Annotated in this window: 17 protein-coding genes; 5 read left to right on the forward strand and 12 right to left on the reverse strand. The window is 62.0% G+C overall.

From position 1 onward, the window contains the following. Positions 1-142: 142 nt before the first annotated feature. From NMG70_RS03380 to NMG70_RS03400, 5 genes are all read right to left on the reverse strand, one after another. The gene (locus tag NMG70_RS03380) at positions 143-1,807 is read right to left on the reverse strand and encodes a cbb3-type cytochrome c oxidase subunit II (RefSeq protein ID WP_254023206.1); all 1,665 of its coding nucleotides are present in this window, start codon (positions 1,805-1,807) and stop codon (positions 143-145) included. Next, positions 1,804-3,246, reverse strand: a complete 1,443-nt coding sequence (locus NMG70_RS03385; protein ID WP_091591435.1) for a cbb3-type cytochrome c oxidase subunit I — start codon at positions 3,244-3,246, stop codon at positions 1,804-1,806. Before NMG70_RS03385 ends, NMG70_RS03380 begins: the two co-directional genes overlap by 4 nt. 126 nt (positions 3,247-3,372) lie before the next feature. Next, a complete protein-coding gene (locus NMG70_RS03390) occupies positions 3,373-3,837 on the reverse strand; it encodes a c-type cytochrome (RefSeq protein WP_023798298.1) in 465 nt (154 codons plus the stop codon). A gap of 12 nt (positions 3,838-3,849) precedes the next feature. After that, positions 3,850-4,995, reverse strand: coding sequence for a metallophosphoesterase family protein (locus NMG70_RS03395; RefSeq protein ID WP_254023207.1), 1,146 nt, complete (start codon positions 4,993-4,995; stop codon positions 3,850-3,852). A 90-nt stretch (positions 4,996-5,085) separates the two neighbouring features. Continuing rightward, on the reverse strand, positions 5,086-5,784 hold the full coding sequence (locus NMG70_RS03400; protein WP_436798343.1) for a carboxypeptidase regulatory-like domain-containing protein: 699 nt from the start codon (positions 5,782-5,784) through the stop codon (positions 5,086-5,088). Positions 5,785-6,094: 310 nt separating this feature from the next. On the opposite strand from NMG70_RS03400, the gene NMG70_RS03405 reads away from it, so the two are divergent. The 4 genes from NMG70_RS03405 (at position 6,095) to groL (ending at position 10,031) form a co-directional block, all read left to right on the forward strand. Continuing rightward, positions 6,095-6,580: an SCO family protein gene (locus NMG70_RS03405; protein ID WP_244602780.1), complete on the forward strand. Its 486-nt coding sequence runs from the start codon at positions 6,095-6,097 to the stop codon at positions 6,578-6,580. Positions 6,581-6,660: 80 nt separating this feature from the next. Next, positions 6,661-6,903, forward strand: coding sequence for a hypothetical protein (locus tag NMG70_RS03410; RefSeq protein ID WP_027154144.1), 243 nt, complete (start codon positions 6,661-6,663; stop codon positions 6,901-6,903). Between the two features lie 211 nt (positions 6,904-7,114). Beyond that, positions 7,115-8,332, forward strand: a complete 1,218-nt coding sequence (gene hemA / locus NMG70_RS03415) for a 5-aminolevulinate synthase (protein ID WP_254023209.1) — start codon at positions 7,115-7,117, stop codon at positions 8,330-8,332. Between the two features lie 55 nt (positions 8,333-8,387). Next, a complete protein-coding gene (groL, locus tag NMG70_RS03420) occupies positions 8,388-10,031 on the forward strand; it encodes a chaperonin GroEL (protein WP_254023210.1) in 1,644 nt (547 codons plus the stop codon). Between the two features lie 323 nt (positions 10,032-10,354). Here groL and dxs read toward each other — a convergent pair whose 3' ends face one another. The 6 genes from dxs to NMG70_RS03450 form a co-directional block, all read right to left on the reverse strand. Further along, positions 10,355-12,295 carry a 1-deoxy-D-xylulose-5-phosphate synthase gene (dxs, locus tag NMG70_RS03425; RefSeq protein WP_254023211.1) on the reverse strand — a complete coding sequence of 647 codons (1,941 nt, stop codon included), beginning with the start codon at positions 12,293-12,295 and terminating at the stop codon, positions 10,355-10,357. A 106-nt stretch (positions 12,296-12,401) separates the two neighbouring features. Next, on the reverse strand, positions 12,402-13,322 hold the full coding sequence (locus tag NMG70_RS03430) for a pirin family protein (protein WP_254023212.1): 921 nt from the start codon (positions 13,320-13,322) through the stop codon (positions 12,402-12,404). A gap of 10 nt (positions 13,323-13,332) precedes the next feature. Then, a complete protein-coding gene (locus tag NMG70_RS03435) occupies positions 13,333-13,599 on the reverse strand; it encodes a DUF2277 domain-containing protein (RefSeq protein WP_126039692.1) in 267 nt (88 codons plus the stop codon). A 108-nt stretch (positions 13,600-13,707) separates the two neighbouring features. Then, complete coding sequence (locus NMG70_RS03440) at positions 13,708-13,959, reverse strand: exodeoxyribonuclease VII small subunit (protein WP_254018891.1); 252 nt, start codon at positions 13,957-13,959, stop codon at positions 13,708-13,710. Positions 13,960-13,962: 3 nt separating this feature from the next. Further along, positions 13,963-14,889, reverse strand: coding sequence for a histone deacetylase family protein (locus NMG70_RS03445; RefSeq protein ID WP_254023259.1), 927 nt, complete (start codon positions 14,887-14,889; stop codon positions 13,963-13,965). Between the two features lie 212 nt (positions 14,890-15,101). Next, positions 15,102-15,746 carry a TetR/AcrR family transcriptional regulator gene (locus NMG70_RS03450; protein ID WP_254023213.1) on the reverse strand — a complete coding sequence of 215 codons (645 nt, stop codon included), beginning with the start codon at positions 15,744-15,746 and terminating at the stop codon, positions 15,102-15,104. 119 nt (positions 15,747-15,865) lie between these two features. On the opposite strand from NMG70_RS03450, the gene NMG70_RS03455 reads away from it, so the two are divergent. Next, complete coding sequence (locus tag NMG70_RS03455; RefSeq protein ID WP_254023214.1) at positions 15,866-17,089, forward strand: MFS transporter; 1,224 nt, start codon at positions 15,866-15,868, stop codon at positions 17,087-17,089. Between the two features lie 60 nt (positions 17,090-17,149). Here the strand turns inward: NMG70_RS03455 and ribB are convergent, their stop codons facing one another. Further along, positions 17,150-18,250, reverse strand: coding sequence for a 3,4-dihydroxy-2-butanone-4-phosphate synthase (gene ribB, locus NMG70_RS03460; protein WP_254023215.1), 1,101 nt, complete (start codon positions 18,248-18,250; stop codon positions 17,150-17,152). Positions 18,251-18,257 lie beyond the last annotated feature (7 nt).

An 18,257-nucleotide genomic window follows, 5' to 3' on the forward strand; every position in this document is an offset into this window, starting at 1 on the left:
CCCTTTCAAAAAAGCCGTTGGCGGCTTTGTCGGTGCCGCTCAACGCGCCGGATAGGACGCCCCAGATGAACAAGAACAGGGCCGCCAGGCTCATCATCATGGCGCCCGCATATGGTCCAGTGACTTCAAAACCGAGCATGCGCTAACCTCCGGCGGGTGCCTGTTTCTCGCCAGGCAGCGCTGGCGGGCCGGACGCCGGCACCGACGGATCGGGCACATAGGCTCGCTCAGGCTTGTCAGCGACCAGTTCCAGATCGTTCAGCGCCGCGCGGGCCTCCTGCTTGATCGACAGCGGCTGCAGCGAGAGCGGGTCTTTATAGGCTGAAAGCGCCACCACGAAATAGGAAAGTGCCCACCGGTCCTCGTCCGGAAAGGAATCCCGATAGGACGGCATCGGCGTGCCGCTGAGGCCGGTAGTTATCGTCCGGAAGATGTCTTCGACGGCCGGGCCAGACTTGAATTGGCCGCTGGTGAGGTCGGCCGGCGGGGTGGCGAACCCGATATCATCCTTGAGGCCGGCAGCCTTCTCGCCGTCGCCCTTGCCGCCTTGGCCGTGGCATTCCCAGCACTTCGCCACCTGCCAAACCTCCTTACCACGGTCCAGCATCGTCTGGGACGGGGTCGGCGGGCGCCCGATATACAACGGTGGGCCAGGCGGTTCCTCGACGAAGAAAGCGTAAGGGCTGGCGGGATCGGAACGGTCAACGGCTAGCTCATATTTGATGTATTGGATCACCGCCAGCCGATCGTTGAGCGGCAGTTCGTACCAAGGGGGCATTGCCGTGCCGCGGATGCCGCGAGTAATGGTGCGCAGCATGTCGCCGTCCGTGGGCAGGGGCTCCTTTGTCAACCTGAACTTGAAGACTGCGGACGTGAAGTCCCTGGGCCGCTGGTTAAACATAAAGGTGGCGGCTGGCCCGTTGCCGTCGCCTTTGGCACCGTGGCAACCGATGCAGCGGCGCTCATAGACTTCCTTGCCATAAGCAATCCATTCCTCGGAGCGCGGCATCGTCGCATCCATGACCTCCAGGCTTTGCGGCTCGAAAAGATCGCGCCATTTACCCCGGTTCGTGCCGAGCTTCTGGACGTAGGAAACGAGCGCCGCCACCGCTTCCGTCTCCGCCGCGATGCTGACGGTTTCTCCTGTGTATTCGTCATTCGGCGTCAGGATGATCGGCTTTCTTTCGCGCGCCTTCAGCGGCACGAACAGCAACCCGTACGCATTCGGCGTCAGCTGGATGGCTTGCTGGCTGTCGAAGTCGAACAGGCCTTCGGTGACCTCTGTCCTTTCCAGGGTGCGATTGCCAGCGCCGTCGTCAACGATACGGACAGCTGCATCGGGCTCGTGGAAAAGGCCGCGATACGGCGCCATTATCGAGTCCGGCACCAGCATCCGCGGATTGTAGAAGTGCGCCAGGTGCCACTCGTCGCTGTATTTCAGGCCGACGCGCGTCAGGTCCGGCCCGATCCGGCGTGTGCCTAACAGGTGCGGCACGTCATAGGCGTATTCGCCCGCCTCGCTGACCGGTCCCCAGCGGCGGATCTCGCCGGTCACCGGCCGCACGAATTGCGAATGGCAGTACCAGCAGCCTTCGCGCAGGTAAATGTTGCGGCCGCGACGCTGCTGCTCGGTGTAGTCCGTCGCCTCTGAAACCGTCCACTTCAGCTGGCCGAAATCCGTGCGCACCACCGAAGTCACGCGCGTAGTTCGTGAGGACGGCTCCACGAAGGGCAGCACGCCCTGCGTGATCACCGCAAGGGTGATGCAAAAGACGCCGGCGAACAGCGCGAAGAAGCGAACGTTCACTGCGCGGGCCCTCCCGCCGGGGCCGGGATAGGCGCCTCCACCGGCCCGCGGACGCGTCGCGCCTCAGCCGCCGGGCTGGTCAGTGCGGTCAGCATCAGATTCACCACCAGCAGCGACATACCGATATCCATGCTGATGCCTGCCAGGGTCCGCGCCAGCCAGTAGGGCTTCACCCAGACGAGCGAGTCGAGCCATTCGACACCATTCATCCATTGATAACCCTGCTGCAGCCCGCCCGCTGTGAGAACCAGGCCCATGGTCGTGATGCCGACGGTGATCAGCCAGAACGACCAGTTGCCGAGCTTGAAGGACCAGAGTTCGCGCCCGAACAGCCGCGGCCAAGTATAGACGAGGCCCCCCATCGCCCAGACGACGAAGGTGCCGAACACGGTGAGATGCGAATGCGAGATGACGAAATCGGTGAAATGGGTCGGCTGCTGCAGCTGCCGCAGCGCCTCGGTCGAGCCCTGGAAGCAGCCGACGAGATACATGAGCGAGCCCATGATCAGGAACTTCGCCGGCAAGTTCCTGCCGAACTCATGCCACTTGCCCATCATGGTGCCGAAGAAGTTCACCAGCACCGTCCACACCGGTATGATCAGCAGCATCGACGTGACGACGGCCAAGGTCTCGGCCCAGTCCGCGATCGGGCTGTAGAGGTAATGGTGGATGCCGACGAACGGGTAAAACAATGCCAGGGACCAGAAGCCTACCAGCGAGAGCTTATGGGCATAGAGCGGATTTCGCGCGCTGATCGGCAGGAAATAGTAGATGATCACGTAGCCCGCGGGCGTTAGCCACAGCCCGACGATGTAGTGGAGATAGAGGCCATGGAAGGCGGCGCTGTTGATGCCCGAGATCGTGTACGGCAGGATGAAGCTTCCAAGCACGAAGTTCATCGTCGTCCACACGAAAGTGGCGATCAAGTACCATAGCGCGACATAGATCGCCGGCTCGAGCCTTCGACTGATCGTGATCAGGAATTGCGCGGTAGCAACAGCCACTACGATGAAGAATGCGACCTTCGCATAGAGCGGAAACTCTCCGGCTTCCAAACCGTCACTGTCGCCGAACAGCAAGCCGACCAAACCGGCAAGCGTTGCGATGTTCCAGACCCATGCGAGGAGAACCGACCACTCCGACCATATCACCCGCACCCCCGACAGACGCGGCACGAGATAGTAGCAAAGGCCGATGAAAAGCGTCGAGAAGGCGCCGAAGATAACACCGTTGACGTGGACCGGGCGCAGCCGGCCGAAGGTGAGCTCGAGGTTTCCCGATCCAAGATAGTCGGGGTAGTTGAAGGTGCTCGAGATCAGGACGCCGACGGATGGCGTCACCATCAGCCAGAACATGCCGAAATAAAGCCAGGTCCGCACGACCCGATTGTCGACCAGCGCATCCAGGTCCACATTCGCGAACTTGCCGCGCAGCTCCATCCCAGTCTCTGCCAACGCATAGACCTCCCCGCGCGGTTCCCGGGCCGCACCACTGCTTCAACCCCACCCTTCCCGATGGGACTCCCTTCGCGCTCCCGTGAAGTCGGTGCCCGGCTATCGCCGAGACTAGTACTTGCCTGGCACCAACACCGAACCGGTGTTGGACCAGGTGATGTACGCCTCGAGCGCCTTCATCGCCTCCGATTCGGGATCGATCTTCTCGCCCTGGTTCGGTTTCTCGATGCACCAGTTGATCATGTCGCGCAGTGTCGCGAATTTGGCCATCGACTGCTGGAACTTCGGGAACGCATGCGGGTGGGTATCGGAGGCCATCGGATGGCACATGGCGCAGGCCCACCCGGTGGTCGACAGCTTGACCCCCAACTGCTCCGCCATCGCCGCATCACCGTGGAACAGGAGGTCTCCCTTCCTGACCTCCTCCATGAACGCCTCTTGATAGAGTTTCAGCTGCTTTGGCGTCACCGGATCCTTGTTGGCACTGGCCGGCCCGACGACGACGGCAGCTGCGACGACCGCTCCTGCGACGGTGGAACGCCTCAGAATGCAGAGGAATGTCGATGTGTTTATCATAGCCACCACCCTTTATGGATTTTCCCACGGGTACTGATTGTCGGCGATGCGTGGCCGTATGACCTCCTCAATGCTCTTGTCGTGGTCCTCCGGCGACTGGACGAACACCTCCTTGCGCCCCCACATGATGTACTCGACATCGACCTTGTCGTCGGCGTTGACGTTCACGGTTCCCCAACCGACCCCGTCGAAGGGATCGCCAGGATCGACACGGATCATCGGCTTGGTCAGCTTGGGCACGCCTTCCGGCGCATACGGCCACGGCCAGGAGGTCGCCAGCATGCCGATCGAGCGCATGCTGCCGATCTCGTTGTAGAGCACCTGGTGCACGTGACCGTGGATGTTGGTGACCTTAGTATAAGGCTTCAGCACGTCATTCACTTCGCGCCAGTCGCGCACCCAGAAATTCCAGGGCGGGTAGTACTCGTACAGCGGATTGTGGCTGAAGATGACGATCGGCTTGGACTTATCCCAGTCCGCGAGTGTCTTCTGCATCCAGTCGAGTTGCTCGCGGCCGACGCCGGCCCACGCGCCGGCAACGGTGCCGTCAAGGGTAGCCATGTGGCCCATGCGCTCCTCTGGCGTCATCTTCTTCGCTGTCCAGTAGTCCGGTCCCCGGCTGACCGTATCGAGCCCGATGAAGCGCACGCCTTTGTGATCGAAGGTCCAGTTGGGTTGGCCGAACAACTCGCCCCACTTCTTGCCCATATCCAGATACCAGTCGTGCTCGCCCGGGATGTAGTACTTCTTGATCTTCAGATCCTTGAGGAGCTCAACGCCAAGCTCAAGTTCCTCGATCTTTCCGAGCTGGGCCAGGTCGCCGCCGAAGATCAGGAAGTCGGCCGGCGGATCCATGGCCTGGACCTCTTGCACGGCGCGCACCACTTTGTCGACGAAGCGCGTGTTCAGCGATCGCGGATAGAGATGGGTGTCCGAAATCCAGGCAAACTTGAAGGGCGCTTCGGCGGCGTGAGCGACGTCGATGGTGTTGAGCAGCGGCCACCACGCGAAGGTCTGGCCGACGGAAGCAGCGCCGAACAGCAGCGATCTGTGAATGAAGGTGCGGCGGGTGATTTGGAGCGAGTCGTCGGGGCGTACTCCCGGCTGCTGCAGCACCGCATGCATTTCGCGCCGAATGCGGTCAAGCTCGTCAGACATCAGGGTTCCTCCTCAGTGCAGACCGTTTCTTAAAGCGTCGGTCTTCTCGCAGGAACGCGACCCTGTTGAATGAGTGGGTCGCCCATTTTCTTATTTTTTCAGTTCAATCGTCAGACTGGTGGCCTTATTCTCCTCTACCGTTACGGGCTGCTCGATGGGCCCGGTGAAGGGGTGGATCGCCACAAGTTTGTAGTTCCCAGGCGGAACATCGGTTATGCTGAACTTGCCATCGGCGCCGGTGACAGCGTAGTAGGGATTGTCCACCACATAGACCCAGCCTTCCATCCAGCCATGCGCGTCGCAGTCGATGCGGACAGTGCCGGCCCGATTCAGTTCGACGGGTATGCGCTGGCCCTTATTGGGCAGCGCCAGGTTGAAGGCAGTGCGCTTGCCATAATACCCGTGGGTGTTGTGGAGGATTGAGTCGCTGTTGACCACCTCCAGCGAACCGGCGGGTATCATCTGAACCGCGGGCTCAAAGCGACATTTGAGGTTGTTAAGCTCAGGCGGCTTTCCGGGCTCCGGCCAGGCCTTTCCCTGTGCCACGTCGACCAGTTGCACCGCCGCGTTCAGCACGGCCTGATCGCTGCCGACTTCGATCAGCGGCTCCTCGCGGGGGTCGCCGCACACCTCGATATCCTTGGTGGGGATGATCTTTGTTGTCGGCACGTCGCCGCGGTAGACGATCGTACCCTCGATCGTTCCGCCTCCCGTGACCGGACCCACTTCGTAGGCTTGCGCAGGCGCGGACATCGTCGCAACGAAAGCGATCGCCGCCAGCCCGCTCATCAATTCGCGAATGGTCATAGAGGCCACCTCCTTCATTAGGATGAGGGGCAACTTTTAAAAATAGGGCCAAACCAGCACCATGTCTAGCCATTCAGCAAAAAATATGATAAGGTTCGGCAGTTTAGGCGAGTTTGCTAGTTGCAAACGTTGCGGGGTTTTTGGAGCGTCTTTCTCGAGGTACCGGAGGTACTTGATGAGCCGACGGCATGAACTCCTCGCTCCGGGCCTACGGTCCCCCATATCCCGCTTCTGCATCATATTCGCAGCGGCCCTGTCGATCTGCCAACCGCTCGCGCGGAGTGACACACCCGTGACGGTCGGCGGCTCATTCACGCTTACGGCGCCGGACGGAACGACGGTCACCGATGAGACTTATCGCGGCAAATGGCTGCTGGTTTTCTTCGGCTATACTTCTTGTCCCGACATCTGTCCGACCACGCTGTCATCAATCGCCGCGGCGATTGAGGAACTCGGCCCCGACGCCGCAAAACTGCAACCGCTCTTCATCACTGTCGATCCCGAACGCGACACGCCTGAGGTGATGGGAAGCTTCACCGCGGCATTCGATCCGCGCATCGTGGGATTGACGGGCAGCCCGCAACAGATCGCTGCGGTTTCGGAGGCATATGGCGCCTACGGTGTGGCGCGCCAGGGCGAGGCGGGCGGTGACGACTACCTAATGGATCACGGCACCCACATCTACATCATGAACCCACAGGGGCAATTCGTGGAGGGGCTAGACTCTGACACACCAAGCAGCGGCATTGCCGCTACGTTGGGTGAATTGGTGCGATGATACGAGCCCTGGGATGACGGAGATCACGATTATGCAGTTGATCGATCCATAGAAAGTTGTCATCCGGAAGGAGAGCGGCCATGCAAAGACATACAAAGGAAGCTTCTGAGCTTAAGGCATTGATCCTCGCGGATCTTCATAAGGAGCCGGGATGCGAGCACGTCACTGATTTTGTGATTCAGCGGCTCGAAACCAAGGAGAACGGGGCAAACTGGACTGTCAAATATCTGGATCCTAATCAAGATAAGGTCTGCGAGACTATTCTGATAAACATAGCGCGAATGTTGCAGCTCAACTTCGACCTTCCTGAACGCGGGTCGTGAGGAACGATGCGAGCGGGATCGGCGCGCATCGCGCTTCGAAGTAATTCGTATGCAAGCAGGGGAATCGGGCGATGGCGGAACCCACAGCGTTGCACACCGGCAAACCTGGCGTCGTAAAGAACGTCATTGCGCCGCGGCGATTTGGACCTCCGATGACCGGAGATGCGGGCGATATGGCCGATGGCAAGGCCGTATCTTGGAGCCAGGCAATATGAGTTATGACGGTTTCTTTGCAGATGCGATCGCGCGTCTGCAAGAGGAACGGCGCTACCGTGTGTTCGCAGACCTTGAGCGCATCGCCGGACGCTTTCCCAACGCCGTGTGGCATTCCCCGCATGGACCGAAGGACGTCGTGATTTGGTGCTCCAACGACTATCTCGGGATGGGACAACATCCAAAAGTGGTCGCCGCCATGGTGGAGACTGCTACCCGCCTGGGAACGGGGGCCGGCGGGACGCGCAATATCTCCGGCACCAGCCATCCGCTCCTAGAGCTCGAGAGCGAGCTTGCCGATCTCCACGGCAAGGAGGCGGCACTGGTCTTTACGTCCGGCTATGTTTCGAACCAGACTGGCATCTCGACCATCGCCAAGCTGATCCCCGGTTGTTTGATCCTGTCCGATGCGCTCAACCACAATTCGATGATCGAGGGCATCCGCCAGTCCGGTACGGAGAAGAGCATCTTCCGCCACAACGACGTCGATCATCTCGAGGAATTGTTGAAGGCGGCGGGTCAGGATCGGCCAAAACTCATCGTCTTCGAAAGTCTCTATTCGATGGGCGGCGACGTCGCGCCAATCAATCGCATTTGCGAAATCGCCGATCGTTACGGCGCAATGACCTATCTCGACGAGGTCCATGCTGTGGGCATGTACGGCCCTCGCGGCGCCGGCATCGCCGCGCGCGACGGCACCATGAACCGGATCGATGTGATCGAAGGCACGCTCGCCAAGGCCTTCGGCTGCCTCGGCGGCTATATCACGGGAAGTGCTGTGCTGATCGATGCGGTTCGTTCCTATGCTCCGGGTTTCATCTTCACCACCGCGTTGCCGCCGGCGATTTGCGCCGCGGCCACAGCGGCGATCCGGCATCTGAAAACGTCGCAGTGGGAGCGCAATCGCCAACAGGACCGCGTCCGGCGGGTCAAGGCGGCGCTGGGTGCCGCTGCGCTGCCGGTCATCCTGAGCGACACCCATATCGTTCCGGTGGCAGTCGGCGATCCGGCGCATTGCAAAGCAGCGAGCGACCTGCTGCTGAGCGATCACGACATCTATATCCAGCCGATCAATTATCCGACCGTGGCGAAGGGAACTGAGCGGCTGCGCATCACGCCGACACCCTGTCATGAGGACATCATGATTGATCGGCTCGCGGCAGCTTTGTTCGATATCTGGAATCGGCTCGGGCTGCCACGGGGCAATCTCGCCTGAGCGGCCGAATGAAGCTTCGCCGTTCCCCGACGATTAGGTCTTAAGGATCAAGGAAATGGCTGCCAAGGAGATCATGTTTTCGTTCGAGGCTCGCGACAGTATGCTGCGCGGCATTGACACCCTGGCGAATGCGGTGAGCGTCACGCTTGGCCCGCGGGGGCGCAACGTCGCGATCGGCAGGGAGCACGGCGCGCCGCGGGTCACGAAGGACGGCGTGACCGTCGCCAGGGAAATCGAACTCGACAACAAGTTCGAGAACATGGGCGCCCAGATGGTGCGCGAGATAGCAACAAAAACCTCCTATCAGGCCGGCGACGGCACGACCACCGCCGTCGTGCTCGCGCATGCGATCGCCCGGGAGGGCGCCAAGGCGGTGGCCGCCGGCATGAATCCCATGGACCTGAAGCGCGGCATCGATCTCGCGGTCGAAGCCGTCGTCGCGGAACTCAAAAACAACGCCACGAAGGTCACTTCGAACCTCGAGATTGCGCAAGTCGGCACCATCTCGGCCAACGGCGACAGGGAGATCGGCCGCTGCCTCGCCGACGCCATGAAGAGGGTCGGCAATGACGGCGTGATCACTCTCGAGGACGGGACGTCGCTCGAAACCGAACTCGAATTCGTCGAGGGCATGCGGTTCGACCGCGGCTATATCTCGCCCCATTTCATCACCAATCGCGCAAAGATGCGGGTCGAGATGCAGGATGCCTATGTCCTCATCAGCGAGAAGAAACTGTCCAGTCTGAAAGAAATACTGCCGCTGCTGGAGAAGGTGGTGCAGGCCGGCAAGCCGCTGCTCATCATCGCCGAGGATGTCGAGAGTGAGGTGATTGCGGCGCTGGTGGTCAACAAGTTGCGCGGCGCTCTCAAGGTTGCAGCCGTGAAGGCGCCGGCCTACGGAAACCGCCGCAAGGCGATGCTGCAGGATCTCGCGCTGATGACCGGCGGAACGGTGATCTCGGAGGATTTGGGCATCAAGCTCGAGCATGCTTCCCTCGATATGCTCGGACGCACCAAGAAGGTGATGATCGACAAGGCAAACACCACGATTGTCGGCGGCGCCGGCAAGCGAGAAACAATCGAGGCCCGCATCGCCGAGATCAAGCTCGAGCTTGCGGAAACCACCTCCGATTTCGACCGCGAGAAGCTTCAGGAGCGGCTGGCCAGGCTCGCCGGTGGCGTCGCCGTTATCCGGGTCGGCGGTGCAACCGAAGTCGAGGTCAGGGAGAAGAAGGATCGCATCGATGACGCGATGAACGCGACAAGAGCCGCGGTTGCAGAGGGCATTCTCCCCGGCGGTGGGGTCGCCTTGCTGCGCGCCGGCAGGGCGCTCAAGGAGCTCAAGGGCAGCAACGAGGACCAGCAGGTCGGCATCGCGATCGTCAGGAAGGCGATCACCTGGCCGGCTCGGCAAATCGCGATCAATGCCGGCCTGGAAGGCTCGGTCGTCATCGCCGGGATCCTCGAAAACGACGACAACGCCTATGGCTACGATGCCCAATCGGGCGTGTACGGGAATCTGGTGTCAAAGGGCATCATCGACCCGGCCAAGGTGGTGCGAACGGCGCTCCAGGGCGCAGCCTCGGTGGCAGGCCTCCTCATCATGACGGAGGCCATGGTGGCCGAAGTGCCTGGCCCGCCGCCGCCGGAGCTTCCCGGCCACGAGCATCATCATCACGATATGGATTTGGATTTTTGACCGCTTCGCGGTCGTAATCCGGGTTCGCGGCTATCAACAATGATCTCGTCCGCTATCGAGGTGAGACAAATCGTCGAGGATCGCGGTATCCAAGGTCGGCTCATGGCGCTGTTTGCTCATTTCCAGTCGACAATCGAACGGCACGAAACTACCCATTTCTGCCCTTCACACGCGGTAGCTAGCGCCAAGATTTCACTCTGCCTCTGAGAAGATTGGCCGCGAGACCGGTGCCAAGAGACACCGTAGGCGAATGCCAAATGACAACGCAAACAGTCAGTTACGACTGCCCGCCGTGAAGCTATTCAAGCCGTTGAGATTTTGATTCAGGCGCTTTGCGCGCTGGCGGTGCGTCCCAGCGCCACGAAGACGGTGCGCACGATACCGGCGGCATCAAGCCCGGCGTCGGCATACATCTTTTCGGGCTTGGCGTGATCGACAAAGCTGTCGGGCAACACAAGCGGGCGTACCTTCAGGCCGTTTTCCAGCAGCCCTTCATGGGCCAGGAATTGCAGCACATGGCTGGCGAAGCCGCCGACCGCACCCTCTTCGACTGTCACCAGCACTTCGTGCGAACGGGCCAGGCGCCGGATCAAATCTTCGTCGAGCGGCTTGGCGAAACGTGCATCGGCGACGGTGGTGGAAAGCCCTGCCGCGCCGAGTTCCTCGGCCGCAGCCAGGCAATCCTGCAGCCGCGTGCCGAAGGAAAGCAGCGCCACCTTGGTGCCCTCCCTGACGATACGGCCCTTGCCGATTTCGAGAACCGAGCCACGCTCCGGCAGGTCGACGCCGACGCCGTTGCCGCGCGGGTAGCGGAAGGCGATGGGGCCTTCATCGTAGCTTGCCGCCGTGCGCACCATGTGGCGCAGTTCCGCCTCATCCGCCGCCGCCATGACGACGAAACCGGGCAGCGTCGCCAAAAAAGTCGTGTCGAAGGCCCCGCAATGGGTCGCCCCGTCGGCCCCGACGAAGCCGGCGCGATCGATCGGGAAGCGCACCGGCAGTTTCTGGATCGCCACGTCGTGGACGACCTGGTCGTAGGCGCGCTGCAGGAAGGTCGAATAGATCGCCGCGAAAGGCTTGAAGCCTTCGGTGGCAAGGCCGGCGGCAAAAGTCACCGCGTGTTGCTCGGCGATACCGACGTCGAAGGTCCTCGACGGGAACGCCTCGCCGAAGAGGTCGAGGCCGGTGCCGTTCGGCATGGCGGCTGTGATGGCGACGATGCGATCATCTTCGCGGCCTTCCTGAACCAGGCTTTCCGCAAAGACTTTCGTGTAGCTCGGCGCGTTGGCCGGCGCCTTGGCCTGCGCGCCGGTGATGACGTCGAATTTGTTGACGCCGTGATATTTATCGGCGGCCGCCTCGGCCGGTCCATAGCCTTTGCCCTTCTGGGTCACGACGTGGATCAGCACCGGACCGTCGGCATTGTCGCGGACGTTCTTCAGCACCGGGATCAGGTGCTCGAGATTGTGGCCGTCGATCGGGCCGATGTGATAGAAACCCATTTCCTCGAACAGCGTGCCGCCGGTGACGTAGCCGCGCGCATGCTCGACCGCCCGCTTGATGGCGCGATCGGCGCGCTCGCCGAGATAGGAGGTCAGCTTCTTGCCGAAATCGCGCAAGCCCAGATAGGCCTTGCCCGATGCAAGGCGGGCCAGATAGGCGCTCATCGCGCCGGTCGGCGGAGCGATCGACATGTCGTTGTCGTTAAGGATGACGATCAGCCGGGCATCGAGCGCGCCGGCATTGTTCATCGCCTCATAGGCCATGCCGGCCGACATGGCGCCGTCGCCGATAATGGCAATGACATTGTTGCGGCCCCCGGAGAGATCGCGTGCCATTGCCATGCCGAGGCCGGCGGAAATCGAGGTCGAGGAGTGGGCGGCGCCGAACGGATCGTATTCGCTCTCGGCGCGCTGGGTGAAACCGGAGAGGCCGCCCTCTTGCCGCAGGGTGCGGATACGGTCGCGGCGGCCGGTCAGAATCTTGTGCGGATAGGCCTGATGACCGACATCCCAGATCAGCCGGTCGTCTGGCGTGTTGAAGACATAGTGCAATGCCACCGTCAGTTCGACCACGCCAAGGCCGGCACCGAGATGTCCGCCGGTGTGGGACACAGCGTCGATCAACTCGGTGCGAAGCTCCGATGCCAATTGCGGCAGAGCCCCTGCGTCAAGCGTCCTGAGGTCGGCCGGGATGCGGACCTTGTCGAGAAGTGGCGTATGGAGCTTTGCGTTCACTGGTGCTGGGGCCTGCTTTTTATTCATGTGCGAAATAGGCTGCTGGCCGGCGAATGTAAATGCGTGCGAGTGACGCGGCGTAGATTCAAACTGTTAGGGTTTCTTTTACGTGTCCTAAGGGACGCGCGGCGCTCTAATTGTCCGGCAGCGGAATGAACTCTTCTTCATCCCCCGGAACGATATCGAAACGGCCTGTCTTCCATTCTTCTTTCGCCTGTTCGATGCGTTCCTTCGACGATGACACGAAATTCCACCAGATGTAGCGCTTGGAGCCGAGCGAGGCGCCGCCGAACAGCATGAAATGCGCTCCAGCCTGCGACGACACGACGATCTCATCGCCGGGCCGGAACACCAGCAGCCGCTCTGCCGGAAAGCGGTCACCGGCGATCGAAACCTCGCCTTCCAACGTATAGATGGCGCGCTCCTCGGCGTTGGCAGGGATTTTCACGCTGGCGCCGGGCGCCAGGCTGAGGTCTGCATAGAGCGTGTCCGAAGCGGTCACGACCGGTGACCGCAGCCCGGAAAACGCGCCAATGACAACGCGTCCGCTGACGCCTTCAGCGTCGATTTCGGGCAGACGCATGGCCGCCGTATTCTCGAAGACCGGGTCGACCTCCTCTTTATCGTCCGGCAGCGCCAGCCATGTCTGCAGGCCGGAAACCGACATCGGCGCACCGCGCATTTCCTGCGGTGTACGCTCGGAATGGACGATGCCGCGACCGGCGGTCATCAAATTTACGTCGCCGGGCTGGATGACCATTTCGGTGCCGAGCGAATCGCGATGCCTGATCTTGCCGTCGAACAGGTAAGTGACCGTCGACAGGCCGATATGGGGATGCGGACGGACATCAAGCGCCTGGCCGGCCCGCAAAATCGCCGGCCCCATGCGATCGAAGAAGATGAAGGGACCGACCAGCCGACGCTTGGCGGTCGGCAAGGCACGGCGAACCTGAAAGCCGCCAATGTCCTTGGCGTTAGGAATAACCATCAGCTCGATCTGGTCGCTGGCGAAGGCGTCACCGGGCAGAGGGTCGTTTCCGGGGAAGAAGCTCATACGGTCTTCCTCAGGCGAAGCGGAGTGCAGACCTGGCTTTCGCCTTGGCCGCCACCTCTTCGCGATTGCGCGGATGCTGTGTCGTCTCGAGGCTGTCCAGCAATTCGCGCGCCGATGCGGCTATGGCCTCGACGGCGTGGTCGAACGCATGCTGGTTCTGTTTCGACGGCCGCGTCGTTCCGCTCAGCTTGCGGACAAACTGGAGCGCGGCATCGCGGACCTCGTCATTGGTTGCCGGCGGATCGAAATTGAACAGTGTCTTGATGTTTCTGCACATTGTTCGCAATCTCCTCTCGTCCTGGAGCCGTTTCAACGGGATGAGTATTATCCTCAATTATGATCATGTCCAAAAGCCGGTAAGGGGAAATTCGTTCGAGGCCGCGCCTCAATCCGCATCCAGCGGCTCTGCCCCTACCGGCTTGCCGTCGCGAGAAAGCCTGATCTTTTCCACCTTGTCCTCGGCCGCCTTGAGCAGCCGGTCGCAATGGAGCTTCAGCGCCTCGCCGCGCTCATAGATGCGGATCGACTGGTCGAGCGGCACGTCGCCGCGTTCCAGATCATCGACGATTTTCTCCAGCGCGTCGAGCGCCTGCTCGAAGCTCATCGCCTTGACGTCTTCGTTGCTCTCACCAGCCATCGTCTATCCTTTCATCAGTCGCCCGACATGGGCGACGACCGAAAATGCCAATCCCTGCAGATCGTAGCCGCCCTCGAGCAGGCTGACGAGCCGGTTGTCGCTGTGGCGACCGGCGCGCTGCATCAACTGGCCGGTTGCCCAGTCGAAATCGTTCTCGGTCAGGTTGATCTCGGCCAGCGGATCGCGGTGGTGCGCGTCGAAGCCGGCCGAAATGATGATGAGGTCGGGCGCGAAATTGTCGAGCGCCGGCAAGATCCGCGACAGGAAAGCGTCGCGGAAAACTTCGCTGCCGGTCTGCGGCGCCAGCGGCGCGTTGACGATGTTGCCGGCGCCGGTTTCGCTCACCGCCCCGGTCCCTGGGTAAAGCGGCATCTGGTGCGTCGAGCAATAGAGCACCGACGGATCGTCCCAGAAAATGTCCTGCGTGCCATTGCCGTGGTGCACGTCCCAGTCGACGATGGCAACACGCTCGGCCTGGTGCTGCCTTTGCGCGTAGCGCGCCGCGATCGCCGCGGTGTTGAACAGGCAGAAGCCCATGGACGTGGTCTTTTCGGCGTGGTGGCCGGGCGGCCGGGCGGCGACAAAGACATTTTCGGCGTTGCCCCGAAAGACGTCGTCGACGGCAGCGTTGGCAGCGCCGATCGCCGTGACCGCCGCCTGCCAGCTTTTCGGGCTGGCGGTGGTGTCGGCGTCGACACGAGCGATACCGGTGGCCGGTATCATAGCGCGGACCCGCTCGACGAATTCCTGCGGGTGTGCGTAGAGGATGGTGGCCTCGTCGCCTTCCGGCGCCTCGGCACGATCAAGGGCCGCAAAGGCCTCGTCGTCGAGCGCGCGTTCAATGGCGCGCAGGCGGTCTGGCCGCTCCGGATGACCGGGCGGCGTTATATGCTCGAGAAAGATCGGGTGGGTATAAAGCCTTGTGACCATGCCCCCGATATAGGCGCGCGCGGCGGCTTTGACCATGTTTTGGAATCGCCAAAGGCAGACGTTCAACAGGGTTTAGAAATTGGGTGCTGGTTGGGTCCGGCGCGAGCCACCGACCGAGACCAGCGCCTTCTCCTGAACTGCCCGAACTTTGAGACGCGCTTCAGCCGCCGCATTCGAGGTCGCGCCTTGGCTTTGGTGGTCTTGTTACAGGCTCAGGCCGGCGATTTGTCCATCTCAGCCGGTGCTTGTGGACGGCCAATCCTGCGGCCTTGCTTGAGCAGTCCCTCCAAAAGCAAGTTGAACGCCTTCACCGCCTTTTTCGACGTCGCCTCGGGATCGTCCGAATTTGCGATCCACTGTGCGGCATGCAGCGAGGCGCCGCTGACCACCCTTGCTGCGGCTTCGGGATCAACGGCAACGATGGTTCCCTCGTCCCTCAGCTTTTGAAGGTTCTCGCTCATCGAGCGGATGCATTCGTTCTGGCTCGGCCATTGCGAAGGATCGCCGAGCACCGCCGGTCCGTCGCGAAGGACAATACGCTGGATCTCCGGCTCCAGCGCCATCTCGATATAGGCAGTGCATTCGTCGACAAAGCCCTGCCAGAGCGTGTCCGCCCTGGCCGAAACGATCTTCAACCGGGCCAGCATCTCGGCGTCGATCTCGGCGATGACCGCCTGGAGAAGGCCCTTCTTGTCGCCGAAGTGATGATAAAGCGCGCCGCGCGTCAGCCCGGCTGATGCGGTGAAGTCGTCCATCGAGGCCTCAGCATAGCCAACACTGCCAAAGGCATGGCGCGCCGCCGCGACCAGTTTGGCGCGGGTCTCGGCGATCATCTCCTTGCGTGGTTTGTGCCCCATTCGCCTATTCCTTCACATACGTCTCGTATATAGTTTGACATACGCTCCGTATGTCATTATTTGATTTGCATACGCCACGTATATAAGTGGCTTGGCCTTAAAAATCCAGGAGTGTTCTCATGCCCAATCCCTATCGCGAAATCTTCAAGGCAAGGGGAGCCAAGGGCTTCGCCGCAGCCGGCTTCGTCGCCCGGATGCCGATGGCCATGGCCCCGATCGGAATCGTCGCGATGCTGTCGCAGACGCATGGCGAGTACTGGCTGGCCGGCGCCGCCTCCGCGACATATGCGCTGGCCAATGCTTTCGTCGCGCCCCAGATATCGCGACTGGTGGACCGCCTCGGTCAGGCGCGGGTTGTGGTGCCCACCACCGTCATTTCCGTGCTCGCTTTCGTGGTGCTGATTGCGGCGGCCAATCAGGACTGGCCGATATGGACATTGTTCGTGTCAGCCCTGCTGGCCGCCGCGATGCCCAGCATCCCAGCGATGGTGCGCGCGCGCTGGACAGAGCTCTTCCGGGATCGCCCCGAGCTGAACACAGCGTTCGCCTTCGAGTCGGCGGCGGACGAACTGGTCTACATCGCCGGGGCCTCGCTATCGGTGGGCCTGAGCGTCGCGCTTTTCCCGGAAGCGGGAATGTTGGCGAGCACATTGTTCCTCGCCTTCGGCTCGACAGCCCTTATCCTGCAGCGCTCGACCGAGCCGCGCGTGCGACGGGTCGACCAAGGTTCGCGCGGATCGGCAATCCGCCTGCGGCCGGTCCAAATCATCACCTTCGCCCTGATCTTCATCGGCGCGACCTTCGCGACCACCGAAGTGAGCACCGTGGCGATCACCAAGGAGCTCGGCCAGCCGGGCGCTGCCAGCCTCGTTATCGGCGTCTACGCTCTCGGATCGTTCGTCGTCGGCATCGTCCTCGGCGCTCTGAACCTGAAAACACCACTGCAAATTCAGCTTGCCATCGCGGTCGCCGTCATCGCGCTCACCACGCTGCCGGCGCTTGTCGCAGACACGGTGCCGCTTCTGGCACTGGCTGTCTTCGTTAGCGGTGTGGCGATCTCGCCGACCTTCATCACGGCATTCGGCCTGATCGAGCGGCGCGTGCCGGAGGCGATGCTGACCGAGGGCGTGACCTGGGTCATGACCGGCATAGGCATCGGCATGGCGCTCGGCTCCTTCGCCGCCGGATGGGTGGTGGACGCCTTCGGTGCACAGAGCGGGTTCCTGGTGTCGGTGGCGGCGGGCGCAATCGCGCTGGTCACCGTGCTCGCCGGCCAGCGCAGCCTTGCCGCGGCGGATCGCGACATCTCCGCGCGCGACGCTGCCGCGGTTCCTGCCGAATAGTCTCCATGCGTCCGGTCCCAAGCGGGACCGGACGCGTGTCGGCGATCCGCTAAGCCAGCCCTAGAGAATCTCGGTCCTAGCGATGTGGATGCCGAAACCTTCGAGGCCGACATAGTGGCGTTCGCGCGAGGCGATCAGGTTGATCGAGGAAATGCCCAGATCCTTCAAGATTTGCGCGCCGAGGCCGATCTCGCGCCATTCGTTTTCGCGGCGGCGCGCCTCTTCATGGTCCTCGCGGTCGCCGGCGGCCGGCCGGTTGCGCTCCTGATGGGCGACGCCGACGGAGCCTTCGCGCAGATAGACGATGACGCCGCGCCGGCGCTCGCCCATCGATTTCATGATGCCGTCCAGCCTGTGGCCGGTACCGAAGACGTCCGTCACGACGTCCTCGGAATGCAGCCGCACCGGCACCTCCTCGCCGTCGCGGATGTCGCCGAAGACGATCGCCACATGGTGCATCGAATCCCAGGGCAGCGTGTAGGTGAACACCTGCGCCTTGCCGCCCGGCGTGTCGATCTCCGAACAGGCGACACGCTCGACCAGCGTTTCCTTGCGCTGGCGATAGGCGATGAGGTCGGCGACCGAAATCTGCTTCAAACCGTTCTTTTCGGCGAAGGCCTGCACCTGCGGGCCGCGCATCACGGTGCCGTCATCATTGACCAGCTCGGAAATGACACCGACCGGCGGCAGGCCGGCAAGCTTGCACAAATCGACGGCGGCTTCGGTATGGCCCGAACGCATCAGCACGCCGCCTTCGCGCGCAATCAGCGGAAAGATGTGGCCGGGGCGGACGAAATCGGAGGCGCCGACATTGCCGTTGGCAAGGTTGCGCACGGTCAATGTGCGGTCGTCGGCCGAAATGCCCGTCGTGGTGCCGTGCTTGAAATCGACGCTGACGGTGAAGGCGGTGGTGTGGGCCGAGTCATTGTCGGCGACCATCGGCGACAGGTTGAGGCGCTTGGCCTCGTCGCGCGGCATCGGCGTGCAGACGATGCCAGAGGTGTTGCGGACGATAAACGCCATCTTTTCCGGCGTGCAATGGACGGCCGCGACGATCAGGTCGCCCTCGTTCTCGCGCCCGTCATCGTCCATGACGACGACAATCTCGCCGCGTTCGAAGGCGCGCAGGGCTTCGACGATCTTCTTCTGGTCGTAAGGCATAAGGTTG

This window comes from Mesorhizobium ventifaucium, assembly GCF_935822925.1.
Lineage (GTDB): Bacteria > Pseudomonadota > Alphaproteobacteria > Rhizobiales > Rhizobiaceae > Mesorhizobium > Mesorhizobium ventifaucium.

Bases quoted from the DNA above. Each gene is read 5' to 3' on its own strand.
- NMG70_RS03385 (WP_091591435.1), bottom strand. From the start codon at position 3,246: ATGGAGCTGCGCGGCAAGTTCGCGAATGTGGACCTGGATGCGCTGGTC.
- NMG70_RS03390 (WP_023798298.1), bottom strand. From the start codon at position 3,837: ATGATAAACACATCGACATTCCTCTGCATTCTGAGGCGTTCCACCGTC.
- NMG70_RS03395 (WP_254023207.1), bottom strand. From the start codon at position 4,995: ATGTCTGACGAGCTTGACCGCATTCGGCGCGAAATGCATGCGGTGCTG.
- NMG70_RS03400 (WP_436798343.1), bottom strand. From the start codon at position 5,784: ATGAGCGGGCTGGCGGCGATCGCTTTCGTTGCGACGATGTCCGCGCCT.
- NMG70_RS03410 (WP_027154144.1), top strand. From the start codon at position 6,661: ATGCAAAGACATACAAAGGAAGCTTCTGAGCTTAAGGCATTGATCCTC.
- hemA (WP_254023209.1), top strand. From the start codon at position 7,115: ATGAGTTATGACGGTTTCTTTGCAGATGCGATCGCGCGTCTGCAAGAG.
- groL (WP_254023210.1), top strand. From the start codon at position 8,388: ATGGCTGCCAAGGAGATCATGTTTTCGTTCGAGGCTCGCGACAGTATG.
- dxs (WP_254023211.1), bottom strand. From the start codon at position 12,295: ATGAATAAAAAGCAGGCCCCAGCACCAGTGAACGCAAAGCTCCATACG.
- NMG70_RS03430 (WP_254023212.1), bottom strand. From the start codon at position 13,322: ATGAGCTTCTTCCCCGGAAACGACCCTCTGCCCGGTGACGCCTTCGCC.
- NMG70_RS03435 (WP_126039692.1), bottom strand. From the start codon at position 13,599: ATGTGCAGAAACATCAAGACACTGTTCAATTTCGATCCGCCGGCAACC.
- NMG70_RS03440 (WP_254018891.1), bottom strand. From the start codon at position 13,959: ATGGCTGGTGAGAGCAACGAAGACGTCAAGGCGATGAGCTTCGAGCAG.
- NMG70_RS03445 (WP_254023259.1), bottom strand. From the start codon at position 14,889: ATGGTCACAAGGCTTTATACCCACCCGATCTTTCTCGAGCATATAACG.
- NMG70_RS03450 (WP_254023213.1), bottom strand. From the start codon at position 15,746: ATGGGGCACAAACCACGCAAGGAGATGATCGCCGAGACCCGCGCCAAA.
- NMG70_RS03455 (WP_254023214.1), top strand. From the start codon at position 15,866: ATGCCCAATCCCTATCGCGAAATCTTCAAGGCAAGGGGAGCCAAGGGC.
- ribB (WP_254023215.1), bottom strand. From the start codon at position 18,250: ATGCCTTACGACCAGAAGAAGATCGTCGAAGCCCTGCGCGCCTTCGAA.